The organism is Corallococcus sicarius (assembly GCF_003611735.1).
Classification (GTDB): Bacteria; Myxococcota; Myxococcia; order Myxococcales; family Myxococcaceae; genus Corallococcus; species Corallococcus sicarius.
In genome coordinates, this window is sequence record NZ_RAWG01000108.1 from 14,228 (window position 1) to 27,283 (window position 13,056).

At 69.5% G+C, this 13,056-nt stretch carries 6 protein-coding genes; all 6 read right to left on the reverse strand.

Going from position 1 to position 13,056, the window contains the following annotated elements; translation table 11 throughout:
* Positions 1–30: 30 nt before the first annotated feature.
* A complete protein-coding gene (locus D7X12_RS18395) occupies positions 31–1,617 on the reverse strand; it encodes a GMC family oxidoreductase (protein ID WP_120626573.1) in 1,587 nt (528 codons plus the stop codon).
* A gap of 32 nt (positions 1,618–1,649) precedes the next feature.
* Positions 1,650–3,215: a GMC family oxidoreductase gene (locus tag D7X12_RS18400; protein ID WP_120626574.1), complete on the reverse strand. Its 1,566-nt coding sequence runs from the start codon at positions 3,213–3,215 to the stop codon at positions 1,650–1,652.
* A gap of 69 nt (positions 3,216–3,284) precedes the next feature.
* On the reverse strand, positions 3,285–4,832 hold the full coding sequence (locus D7X12_RS45065; RefSeq protein WP_120626575.1) for a formylglycine-generating enzyme family protein: 1,548 nt from the start codon (positions 4,830–4,832) through the stop codon (positions 3,285–3,287).
* Positions 4,832–5,605 carry a hypothetical protein gene (locus D7X12_RS18410; RefSeq protein WP_120626576.1) on the reverse strand — a complete coding sequence of 258 codons (774 nt, stop codon included), beginning with the start codon at positions 5,603–5,605 and terminating at the stop codon, positions 4,832–4,834. The genes D7X12_RS45065 and D7X12_RS18410 overlap by 1 nt, the downstream gene beginning before the upstream one ends.
* Positions 5,606–5,623: 18 nt before the next feature.
* Entirely contained in the window at positions 5,624–6,148 is a 525-nt protein-coding gene (locus D7X12_RS18415; RefSeq protein ID WP_120626577.1) for a hypothetical protein, read from the reverse strand.
* A gap of 12 nt (positions 6,149–6,160) precedes the next feature.
* Complete coding sequence (locus tag D7X12_RS18420; protein ID WP_208719125.1) at positions 6,161–13,021, reverse strand: annexin; 6,861 nt, start codon at positions 13,019–13,021, stop codon at positions 6,161–6,163.
* Between the last annotated feature and the right edge of the window lie 35 nt (positions 13,022–13,056).

The window sequence follows — 13,056 nt, forward strand, 5'->3', positions numbered from 1 at the left end:
TGTCCTCGTCTCCTCGCGCGTGGATGGATGTCAGTGGGACAGGTCCTGCTTGATGAAGTCCGCCGCCCGCTCGCCAATCATCACGACCGTCGTATGGGGATTGGCCGAGGGAATGGCAGGCATGATGGAGGCATCCGCCACGCGGAGCCCTTCGACGCCCCGCACCCGGAGCCGCGCGTCCACCACGGCCAGGTTGTCGATGCCCATCTTGCAGGAGCCGGTGAAGTGGTAATACGAGCCGGCATTGCGGACGACCCAGTCCTCCAGCTCCTTGCGTGTCTTGACGTCGGGGCCCGGGGAGATCTCCGTCAGGCCCCAGGTGTCGGAGAACGCGCTCGTGCGGTAGATGTCCCGTGCGAGCTGCACCATGGTGGTCGTTCGCTCGAGGTCCGTTCGCTCGGCGAAATAGTTCGCGTGGATCCGCGGGGCGTCGGCGGGGTTGGCGCTCGCGAGCCGCACCCAGCCGCGCGACAGCGGGCGAACGAGCCCCGGCAGGCTGAGGATGACCCGGGGATCGACCAACTGCTGCACCGGCGCGATGGGCTGGCCGGTCTGGACGCGCCTGACGACGTTGGCGAAGAACTGGTCGCCAAAGGGGGCGCGGTGCACGAGGCAGATCTCCATGTCGGGGACGGGCAGGCCTGGCTCCGAGCCCCAGAACAGCGCCACCTCCGTCACGTTGCCCCGCGGGTCCGGGCCCGGCTTCGACATCAGGCCAATGGGGCCGATGATGAGCGGGTGGTCATGGAAGTTCGCGCCCACGCCCGGCAGCGCCACGCGCACGGGGATGTCCAGCGCCTCCAGGTGCTCCGGGTCGCCAATGCCAGAGAGCATCAGCAGCTTGGGCGACTGGATGGCCCCCGCGCTGACGATGACCTCGCGGAGGGCCCGGACGGACTTCCTCTCACCGTCCTGCACATACTCGACGCCGACACACCGCGGGCCCTCGAAGAGCAGCCGGGTCGCCAGGGCGTGACTCTCCACGGAGACATTCGGGCGCTCGCGAGCCGGTTCAAGATACGCCACGCGGACGCCGCAGCGCTTGCCGTCCTTGATGTCGACATGATGCCAGCCGACGCCAAAGTCAGACGCGTTGAAGTCTTCGACGTGGGGATGGCCGAGTTCGACACATGCATCGATGAACGTCTGGGAGACGGGGTTGCCTGTCTCCTTCGCATTCATCACATGGATGGGGCCGCTCCTGCCCGCCGTGGGGTTGGTGTCGTCCTGTTGGTTCTCAAGCTTCTGGAAGTAGGGGAGGACGTCCTTGAAGGACCACCCGGCACAGCCGCCGTAGGCCCAGGCGTCGTAGTCAGCGGCCCGGCCGCGGGTATGAATCATGTGGTAGATGTTGGAGGTGCCGCCCAGGCCCTGGCCTGATGCCGAGTACACCCGGGTGCCATTGAGCGCGGGCTGCGGCTCGCTCATGTACGCCCAGTCCAGGTCGGTCAGCAGCACTTCGTTCCAGCGGGACGGGCTCTCCACCGCGTCGTTCATCCGTGCGTGCCCCGCCTCCAGCACCAGGACGGACACGTCTGGCATTTCGCTGAGCCGGTGGGCGATCACCGAACCCGCCGTCCCGCTGCCTACAATGATGAAATCGAACGTCGCAGTCATGTGTGGTTGTCTCCCCGGGGTGCGCCTGGGCACTAATAGAGTTCGCGAGTGCGCCGGTGTGACGCGCAGAGCAATTCCGCTGCCTTTTCCGCGATCATGATCGTGGCGGCGTTGGTGTTGCCGCAGGTGATCCTCGGCATGATGGACGCGTCGGCGACGCGCAGACCTTCCACGCCATGGACCTGGAGACGGGGGTTCACGACGGCCTCCCGGTCCTTGCCCATCTTGCAGGTGCCGGCAGGGTGCCACACCGTGGACGCCGAGTTGCGCACGTAGGTGATCAGCTCGTCGCGGCGGGTGACGTTGTCGCCCGGGGCCAGCTCGCGGCCCCGGAAGGCGGCGAGCGCCCGGGTGTTCGCCAGCGCTCGCGCGAGCCCGAGGCCTCGAACGAGCACGTCGACGTCTGCTTCGCATTCGAGATAGCGAGGGTCTACGACAGCAAGGTCCCGGGGGTCCTTGGAGCGCAGGGTGACGGTGCCTCGGCTGTGGGGCTGGACGAGAATCGGAGCAAACGTAAAGCCGGGGCCCGCGGTCCGGTATGGCTCATCGACATACTGGACCGGGCCGAAGAAGAACTGGAGCTCGGGGGAGGCCGCGCTCAATGCCTCGTGTGCATGGGTGAAGAGCCCTGCTTCGGCGAGCAGCTGCGGGAACGGCAGCTCTTGCAGGCTCTGATAGCCGACGCCGAACAGCAGGTGGTCTTGCAGGTTCCTCCCTACACCCGGCAGGTCCACGAGGGGCGCGATTCCGTGGCGCATCAACTCATCCGCTGGACCCAGGCCGGACAGCATCAGCAGCTTCGGCGAGGCAAAGGCACCACAGGCGAGTACGACCTCCGCTTCAGCCCGGGCCTGCTGGACGACGCCGCCCTGCACGTACTCAATCCCCGTCGCCCTCGTGCCGTCGAACAGGATGCGTGTGGCCTGGGCGCGGGTCGCGACGGTGAGGTTCGGGTGCTTCAGCACCGGCTGGAGGAACGCGACGGCGGTGCTGCAACGGCGGTTGTCCCGGGTGCGTGTGGATTGGTAGAGGAAGGCACCGTCCTCCTGCTGCCCGGCGTTGCAATCCCAGTCGTCACCCGCGTACCCCAGCTCCATCGCGGCTTGCACGAAGGCCACCGAAACCGGGGAGGGCTGCTCATAGCGAATGACCTTGAGGGGCCCGCCAGCGCCGCGGTAGGTGGAGGCGCCACCCTCGAAGTCCTCTGACTTCTTGAAGCGGGGAAGGACGTCCTGGTAGCTCCAGCCTTCGTTGCCAAGCTGATTCCAGTGGTCGAAGTCGCGGCGATTGCCACGGATGTACATCATGGCATTGATGGAGGTGCCGCCTCCGAGCACCTTGCCCTGGGCAATGGGAATCGAGCGGCCATTCAGGTGGGGCTGCGCGACCGTCGTGTATCCCCAGTTGGCGTCATCAGGGCCCCACAGGGACGTCATGGAGGGCAGGTCGGTGTTGTGAATCACCTCGCGGTCATCCGGGCCACCTGCCTCCAGCAGCAGGACGCGGCAGTGGGCCTGTTCCACCAGGCGTCTGGCGATCACACAGCCTGCGGCCCCGGCGCCGACGATGATGTAGTCAAAGGCTTTCGCGGAAGTCATTGATACATGGAGCCGCGAGCAGCCACCTGTGACGCGAAGCGCCCCTGCGGGCAGCGCGGGGGAGCCGCCTCAAGACCGCGGTGCCAACACCCACCGAACGGCCCCGAGTGCCGCCGCGTCCGTCGTCGCCACCTCGCGAGATGAAGCACACAGGGGCTGCTCGCGCCCGCCGCACAGCAACCGTGCGTCCGTGGCCTCGGCCCGGGCCCACTGCGGAAGCGAAGCGACCAGCCCCTCCACGCCCCAGGGAGACGCGCGCGAAGCCCCGTCCTCTCGCAGCGAATTGCCCCAGGGGAACAGCCGTCCATCCGGCCCGCGCGCGGCCATCTCCCACGCATCCCGTTTGGGCAGACTCAGCTCCACGCCCTCAATCCGGGACAGCGCCGCGCACACCTGCTCCGCCTGCGCCCACGTGCACGGTGCGGCCTGCTCCGCGTCCGGGCTCGCCGCTCCCACCGGCCCCTGAGACGCCGCCAGCGCCCACGCCAACGCGGACCGGCTCAACGGCACCCGCGCGACGAAGAACCCCGGAGACCGCACGCGTCGCAACGTGGCACCCGTGCCCAGCCAGTGCTCCACCGCCGGCACCCAGCGCGCCTCCAGTCCGGAGCGCCGCAGCCGGTACGTGCCCTCCTGCGCCACCAGCGCCTCGGGCACGGTCAATGGAGGAGGACCCAGGTCCACCGGCGTCGTGAGCGCATGCAGCAGCAGGGTAGGGTCGTCCCGTACGTCCGCAGGCCCCGACAGCGCTCGCAGCAGTGGCGCCATCCGCTCGCGCTTCGCAGAACCCTCCGGAGGCAGCGGCCGGCCCGCGAGCACGTTGGCCACCAGCTCCCGCAGGCCCGCATAGAACAAACGGTCCCGAGGATCCGCGCCCTCCCGCGTGGACGTGGGCATCTTCGCCTCGCGCAGCGCTGGCAGCACCGCGCGGGCCTGGAGTCGCGCCGCCGCCACCACCGCCGTCACCCGCACCTCCGCGTCCGCATCCACCAGCGCCGAGCGCAGCACCTCGTCGATGTGCTCATTGGACGCGTCGTAGTCGTGGATGAGCCAGCGCAGCACCTGCCGCCGCTGCTCCTCCCCCGGCAGGTGCGCGAACAGCACCGAGCGATCCGGATGCGCCTGCTTCTCCGCCTCCAACCGCTGGAACGTCTCCGCCACCCCCGGCGGAACCAACACCGCATGCACGCGCTCGGCGGTCCGCGAAACACTGTCGTCCGGGTGGAAGCGCAGCGCCGCCACCCGCTCCAGCGACGAGCGCTCCCGCAGCTCCCCGGTCGCAAGCAATCCCAGGAGCACGTCCTTCGTCTCCGAGGACGCCAGCAGCGTCGCGAGCGCCGGGGCCTCCAGCACCGGCACGGCCTTGCGCACGGCGTTCCACGCCCCCAGCGCGTCCCGCCCGTGGAACTGGAGCACCCGCAGCTTCAGCACCGGGTTGAACGAGTACTGCAGCTCCGTGTCCGTCACGCGGTGCACGTACACCGCCAGCTCCGGTTCACCGGGGATGAGCGGGGGTGTCTGGCTTTCGGACTGGAGGAACCAGCCCAGCGCCTCCAGCACGCGGTCCAGCACCTCGAAGGCGACGTCCGGCCGGGCGACGAGCGTGGGCGCGTGCATCAGGCGGGCTTCACCAGCGGGTGCAGCGCCTCACCGACCCGCGCCACGGGCAGCTGTTCGATGCGTGTGTAGAAGGCGCGCGCGGCCCAGAGCAGGTCACTCCACGTGACCTGCCCCGCGGACTTGTTCTTGGGAAAGCCCTCCACGAAGGAGCGCCACGCCGGCCGCACCTCGTCCGCGGGAGCCTGCTCCTTCATCGCTGTCGCCAGGTAGCGGATGAAACCCTGGACGTTGAAGCCGAACTGCTCCCCGGGCGTGAAGCTCCCGGCGGGCAGCTTGCCCCCGCCCACGAGCGTCGCCGCCAGCTCCGGCGCTCCCAGGCAGAGCGCCACGAGGCCGCAGCGGTAGTGCAGCCGGTCATCCTGCTTCCGTGGCAGCTTCGCGATGGCTTCGAGCCACGCCTTCGCGGGCGATGCCTCCACCATTCCCTGCACGGCGCCGCATTCCTCCGCCGCGTTCACGAAGGAGAGGACCTGGAGGGCGAAGTGGGCGGGGTCCCGCTTCTGGAAGGCCCTGCCTGCCTGCGCCAGCGCCGGCTCGCAGAAGGGCACCAGCGGCTCGGCCGCGGCGCGGGCCTCCTGCGCTCCCTTCAAGGCGACGAGCCCGCCCAGCGTGTCGGCGAGCGACATCAGGTGGGTCGCCGGGTCGTTGGGCTTCGCCAGCGCCAGGCGCGTGAACCGCTTCATGATCTCCTGCAGGTGGGTGACCTCTCCCCATTCAGGGGAGAAGAGGTCCTGCCACGTCCCCGGAGCACTGTTCGATGAACCGGCCATGCTTCCTCCACCTTCCGCTCACCGGGGCTGGCGTTGCTTGAAGCGGGCCATGTGATGGTTCCACAGGGCGCGGTGCGCATCTTTGACGGGCCTGGCGGCACGCTGCAATCGCTCCAGGAGGCCACCGTCCCGTGCCGCCTCCCGCAGCTTCGCGACGAAGCGCGTCTCCGTCTTCAGGCCCGCGTCCTTGTCGCGCTGGAGGCGCGCCAGGTTGCCTTCCTCCCAGGCCGCGAGGTCCAACGCGCGCGCCAGCGACAGCAGCGTGTCCACCTCCGCCTCGGTCCGGGTGAAGCGCTCCAGGAACTCCTCCACCGTCCCGTAGTCCTTCTTCTCCTGCGGTGCCCCGGCCTCGGTGAGCAGCAGGCTCTTGGCCACGCCCACGTCCAGCTTCGGGATGCTCCGCACCGGCGCGTCACAGAAGGGACAGGCGGACGGCTCCTGGAGGACGGTCCTTCGCCCCGCCTCCATGTCCACGCGGTTGTGGACGGTGAAGGTGGAGCCGCACACGTAGCAGGTGAGGGAGACGGAAGGAGCGACGCGCATGTCGGGACCTCATCATGGAGGGGGCCAGCGGGCAGGCAAGAGATCGATGAGGCGTCGGCCGAAGCTCTCCGCATCCGCCTCGATGGGCTGTCTGAAATAACGCGGGTCCCCGGGGCCGTAGTAGTGGCCCCCGGAGCCGGGCAGGTTGCCCTGCCACCGGCTCGCGAACGGATGGGCCTGTCGCCCCAGGGAGTGCTGGTACGCCTGATAGGCCTGGTAGTAGTGGCGCGCCTCGTGGACGGCCGTGCCCACCGCGTCGCCCACCTCCAGGTTCTGGTTGATGACGAGGGTGCCCCGCTTGAGCAGGGGCACCAGCCGGCCCTGGGGCGTCTGCCCGAAGTTCCACTCCATCCAACCGAAGTCTCCCGGGACCAGGTTCTGGAAGTCGACCCTCGGGCGGCGTGACTTCGGGACTCCCATCGCATCCATGGTCGCGCCCACCACCTTCGTGATGGCGCGACCGCGGTCCCGCAGCGACAGCGTCCCGAACGTCGCGGGATCCAGCTCCGGGATGTCCTCCAGCGCCGCGCGGAGGTCGCGCAGCTGGGCCAGCTCGAAGCGCTTGAAGCGGCGGCTCGACCAGCTCCTCGACAGGCTGATGTCGAAGTCCCCCCAGCCCAGCACCGAGCCCCCCGGTCCCGGCTTGCGGACGCGCTGCGCGGTCAGGAACTTTTCGTGGACCCGGGCAAGCTCCCCTGGCTTCACGTTCGGGTCCAGGCTGTGGATCAGCGCCGGCAGCCGGCCCGTGTCGATGTTGTACTTCGCCAGCAGGCCCTTCGTGCGCTTCGTGCCCGCAAGGGCTTTCTCGACCGCCGCCAGCGCCTTCATCGACTCGTTGATGCCGCCCTTGTGCAGCCCGGCCTTGAAGCTGTCCAGCAGGGCATCCATCTCCAGCCGGCCGGGTGCGCCCTGCGGAATGGCGTTGCTGACCAGGGACAGCTTCCGCCATGCGTCCGCGATGCGCTCGATGCGCGGGATGAGCTCCCGGCCGGGTGCCGGAAACGGGGTCACGGGCCCCAGCCGCACCTCGATGGAGATCTCCCAATCGTCGATGGCCTTGGCCAGGGCCTCCAGGTGATCCGGCCCCAGGCCGTGTGCCTTCGCCCAGTCGAAGTCGGCCAGCTTGCCGCGCAGCTCCAGCAGGTTCTTGCGGAGGTTCTTTCCCACCGCCGTGAACTTGTCGAGCCTCGGGGGATGCTCGCCGCCCTTCACCTCCACCAGGTGAAGCTTCGCGCGCGTCGGCGTGTCGGCGTGGTCGAACTCGACGAGGATCTCGTCAATGCCGCTGCCCTGTTCCTCGCCCATGGGCTTGAAGTCCAGCCGCCGGAACTTCTCCTTCGGGCCCAGCTGGGCGCCCAGCAGCGCCTCCGTCATCTTCTTGGAGGCCTTCTTCTCCAGCTCTTCCGCCACCCCGTAGGTGATCTTGCCGCGCACCTCCCAGCGCTGGCCGGCGCGCTTGTTCATGATGAGCTGGAGGTGCTCCTTGGCGCCATTGGCGTGCGTCACCTCCACCAGCTTGTAGTAGCGGTGCTCCCCGGTGCGGTGCTTGACCTCCATCCACGCGGGGCCGATCTGCGCCAGGGTCTCGCCGGGAGCCAGCTCCCACGTGAGGCGCTTGAGCTGTTCCTGCGTGAAGACGGTGCGCTCCGCTGTCGCGATGAACGGGTCGCCGGCCACCGGCGGCGTCTTGGAGAACGGGCCCACGTCCGGATGGGCGGCGTGCTGGGTCGTGTTGGGCCAGACATCCACGGGCCGGCCCGACTCCCGCACGACGGGCGGCGTGTCCGTGACGACCAGGGCCGCCACCGTCTTCTTGCCTCCCTTCTTCGCTCCGGCTTTCTGCCCCCTCTTGGTGAACAGCCGCGGCGGCTCGCGCAGGTACTGGGGCTTCTCGCGCACGCCCTGGCCGAACTCGGCGAGCTGCACCGGGGTGAAGGCGTCCACCTCGCCCAGCCGCTTGCGCAGGTTCGCAAGCGTGCGCTCACCCTGTTCAATGCGCCGCGCCGCCTCGCCCGGGTCCAGGGACACGCCGCGCTTCGCCTCCAGCGAGGCGAGCAGCGACTGCTGCGCGTCGATCTCCAGGAGCAGCTTCTTGCGGTACAGCTCGAACTGCTTCTCGACGGGCAGCTTGTCCCAGTGCCGCAGCGCCGTTTCGTCCAGCGCGCGCACCAGGTCGCGCGTCGCCTTGTCGTGACGCTGGAGCAGGTGCAGGCCCTCTTCGCCCAGGTCCGCCAGGTCCGCGCCGGCCTTGATGACGATGGTCGGTTTTCCCCGGCGGAACATCGTGACGGCCTGCCCGGACTCGCTGCCGGTGAGCGCGCGGAAGTCCGCCTCGGAGACCAGCTCGATGGGCGTGTTCACGAACGCCCGGCGCTGCGCGGGTGGAACGTGCGTCAGCAGCTCCTTGCGCATCTCGCGCTGGAGCTGCTTCGTGTCGAAGTCGCCCGACATCTGCTTGAGCAGGCTGTTGTCGAACTCGCGCAGGAAGTCCTTCATGCCTCCGGCCGGGTTCTCCACCTTCCACTTCCGGTACAGCGTCAGGCGCTCCGCGGGCGTGCCCCGGAAGGCGAGCAGGTCGCTGGTGCGCGGCGGCGGCATCCGGGGCTTGGAGATGCCGCCCAGCGCGCCCAGGCCTCCCGCGAGGATTGCGCCCGGGGCCGCCTGCATCGCGGTGCCCGCGAGCACGTTGAGCAGCGCGTTGCCGCCCTGGTAGTTCTGGTCGTTGAGGACGTTGCCCAGGAACGCGGAGGGCACCGACTGCACCAGCCCCTCGGCCCCCTGGGCGAGGCCGTGCGCCGTCATGCGCGCGAGCGTGCCGCCTTCCCCCGCCAGGCGCGCGAGGAACCCCATCCGCAGCAGCTTGGAGCCCATGCCCGCTGTCGCCAGGGAGGTGAGGGCGTCCACGGCGCCCACGCCCGCGTCGGTGGCGGCCTCCTCCCAGCCGTAGGCGGCCCCCTTGAGCGACGCCTTGGCGATCATCGTCACCGCGGCGATGGCCACCGCCGTGCCCACGAGCACCGTGGAGCTGGCCATGAACGCACCGAACGCCGCCCAGAACCCCACGCCCACGGGCGGGGCGAAGATGCTCAGCACCACGCCGATGACGACCGCGATGGCCATCACCGCCGCGCTGGCGAGCGTGACGATGAAGTCGGTGACGGTGTCCACCTGCTCGCGGTGCATCTGCACCGCGTCGTCGGCCAGCGTCGCCTGGTGCTCCACCCGGTCGGCCTTCTTCTCCCAGCCCTCCTGCCACGCGCGCAGCGTGTCGGCGCTGTAGTCCTTGTCCCCCGGCTTCGGCCGCCGCGCCTCGTGCAGCTCCAGCGACCGCACCTCCTCTTCGAGCGCGGCCGTCTGGGCCTGGAGGATGGCGCGCGCCGAACGGGAGAACATGTTCGACGACCGCTCCTCGAAGCCCTCCCGGCGCCGTGCCCGCGCCAGCTTCTCCTGGGGCGTGACGGCCTCGCCGTAGTCCACGACGTCCAGGATGTCGAAGGCCTCGCGCCCGCTCAGCTCCTCCTCGATGCGAGAGCGGAAGCGCTCGAACGGGGTGCGCGTGTCCCAGGGGGAGGGCGGGTTGTTCTTCGCCCACTCCTCGGCGATGGCGTTGATCTCCGCGCGGCTCTTGCCCTCGAGCACCTCCTTGAGGGTGCCCTCATCGGTGCCCACGCCCTGGACCGCGTACTGCACGAGCTCCGCGTCCGTGAGGTAGCCCTTTTCGAGCAGCGCATCCACCGCGTCCCGGTCCGCGCCGGACGTGTCCCGCCGGACGACCTGTTCGAACGCCGTGATCTCGAAGCCAGGGACGGCGTACGTCGCGTCGTACTCCGCGGCCAGCGCCTTCATGTTCGTCTGGGCGTTGGCCTGGGCGTGGGCCTTCGCCGCGCGGTCCACTTCCTTGCGCTCCTGCGTGAGGCGCGCGCGGACCTTCTCCGGGCTCCACTTCTCCAGGAACTCCAGCTCGCTGATGAGCCCCTTCTTGCGGTCCGCGTCCGTGAGCGGGCCCGCGGAAGCCGGCTTCACCTTCGCCTCGTCCAGCTCCCGTTCAATCTCCAGCCGCTCCTGGATGTCCAGGTAGCCGTCGCGCCGCTCGTCGGCGATCTGCCGGCGGCCCTCCGCCGACATCGCGTCGCGGATGATCTTGTCGTCCGCGTAGAAGAAGCTGGTGTGCTCGATCTGGATGCGCGCCGCGTCGACCTGGAGGCCCTTGTCGTCGCGCAGGCCTTCAATGAGCTTGAGCTCCTCGCCGCCCAGCTCGTCGTGGTACGCGGCGCTGAGCGCGCTCTCGCCCGCGGCGCGGTCCGTCCAATCCTTGCCGTACTGCCGCTCGTAGGACGCGTCGATGGCCTGGTTGCGCTTGAGCAGCTCCTCGCGGAACGTCTTGGAGTCCCAGCCGTACTGCTGCGCGTCGGCCTCCGTCTCCTTGCGGACGCGGTCGTAGACGGACTCGATGCCCTTGCGGTCCGTGCCCAGGCCGAAGAACCACGAGCCGCGCATGGCGCGGTCCAGCTCGATGGCGCGCGCGTCCTCGGTGCGGCCCTCGACGAGGGCGTGCATCTCGTCGACGTCGTGCGTCTTGAGGGCGCCGCTGCGCAGCTCGTCGTCCATCTTCGTGACGAGGTCGCGGCCGTACTTCTCCTTGTAGGCCTTCTTGATGGCTTCGATCTGCTCGGGCGTCTTGCTGCGCAGCAGGGTGAGGATGGCGTTCTCGTCCGTGCCCAGGCCGGTGCCCAGGAACGTGCCCTCCATGGCGTCGTCCAGCTCCACGGCGGCGGCCTTGGCGGCGTTGCCGGAGAGCAGGGCCTCGGCCTTGTCCCAGTCGTGCGTGCTCGTGCTGAAGAAGTCGTCCAGCTCGCTCTTGAGTCGCTCGCGCAGGTTCTCGCCGCCGTTGCGCGACGCATAGAGCAGCTCGACGTAGTGGCCCTGGATGGGGGTGAGGTTGGCGAGCGCGTCGAAGATCTTCTGCTCTTCGGTGCCCCAGGTGTGGTTGACGCCCTGTTCCACCTTCCCGACGATGTTGAGCGCGTCGGCGCTGAACTGGGGCCGCTGCGCATCCACCACCGTGCGGACGCGGTCCAGGTCGCTGGAGGCGACGATCTCCTTCTCCAGGGCCTCCAGGAGCGGCTTGCGCCGCTGGCCGGCGATGCGCACGGCCAGCCCTTCCGCGAGCGCCTGGACGGCGTCCTTGCCGTTCTTGCCGTAGTAGGAGAGGAGGATGGCCTTCTGCTCCTCGCCCAGGTCCTGCCGCTTCGCGAGCGCCTCGGTGTCCAGCTCCTCGCCCTGGCGCAGGCGCACCTCCGCGAGGAACAGCATGTTCTTGTCGAGCGACGTCTTGTTCTCTTCGGCGCGCGCGGCCTCCCACGCCTTGCTCTCGTCGTGGGCGGTGTCGAGCCAGTCGATGATCCAGCTGATCAGCCGGTCCCAGAAGCCGCGCTCGTAGCCGATCTGCTTCGCGTGCCAGTCGCGGATGGCCTCCTTGGCGTCCTTGCCAGCCTGGCGCAGATCTTCCTGGTAGTGCTCGACACCCGCGTCGATGTCGCGCTTCGCCTGTCCGACGACGGCGCCAATCTCCTTGCGGCGGTCGTCGAGCCACTTCTTGGTGGGGCGGTACAGCTCCGTGGCGGTCTTGAGCTTCACCGGATCCTCGCCGGCGTCCTTCTTGAGCTGCCACTCGTCCTGGAGCGCGGCCAGCTCGTAGGCGCGCATCTGGTCGCTCGCGGCCCTCACGAAGGCGTCCTTGAAGCGCTTGCCGTTCTGGTCGTAGCGGACGACCCAGTTGCCCACCTTGGTGTCCACCGCGGTGAGGAGCGCGTCGCGCTTGCGGCGGGCTTCGGTCAGGTCCACGCCGCCCTGGATGGCGGCGGCGCGGGCCTCGGCCTGGGCGTCCAGCGAGGCGCGCACGCGCGAGAGGGCATCGCCGAAGGTCTTCCCGCTCTCCACGAGGCTCGTCTTCGCCTCCTCGTGCGCCTTGCTGAGCGTCTCCGTGGTGGCCGCGTGCGAGTCCACGAGCTGCTTGCGGCGGGCCTCCACCTTCGCGTCCAGGTCCTCCTTCTTGATCTGCGCGGCGTCGGCGACGCGCTGGAGTTCGGCGGCGAAGATGGGGCGTTCCGCGGCGATGAGCGCCACGCCCCACGACGTGTCGAGCCCTCCTGGGACATAGGCCTCGCGGGCCTTCTGGACGGACGCGTCGGCGTACCGCTCCGGGGCGGCGAGCAGGCGCGCCAGCACGTCGCCAATGTCCACGCGGGCGAAGTCGGGGACGTTGATGGGCGCGGGCGCGGCCTCTTCGAGGACGGTGATGCCCTTGGCGGGCTCCTTCGGTTGGGCCTTCGCCTTCTTCTGCTTTTCGGCCGCGTCGGTGATCTTCTTCTGGAGCCGGGTCCAGTCCTTGAGCTTCTCCGGGTCGGTGGGCTTCGGACCGCCGGGCTTGTAGACGAGGTCGCCCAGGGGGCCCTTGATCAGCAGGTGCCCGCCGTCGTCCCGCATGAGCTGCGCGCCAATCTCCGGCACGTGGCCCAGCGGGCTCTTCTGGAGGTCGGGGAGCTTCGCGTTGCGGACCACCAGCTTGCGGTCGCACTTGCTGTCGACCAGGGCGGAGGCCTTCCCGGTGGGATCATCCGGGATGGCGGGCAGGTCCGCCGGTTGCTTCGCGGGGGTGATGGCGCGCTTGCCCTCGTCCTCGAGCTGCTTGAGGCGCGCGGCGCGGACCGCGTTGGGGTCCACGGCGGCCTGTTGGATCTTGAAGGTGTAGCGCGGCGCCGGAGGAAGCTGGGGCTCGGGGACCTTCTCCGTGGTGCTGGCGATGCGGCTCTTCCAGGCCGCCACGGCGTCCACGTCCGTCTGGGGACCCGGCGGCGCGGCGGGGCCGAGCACGACGGGCGTCTCCACGACGGGCGCGGGGGGCGGTG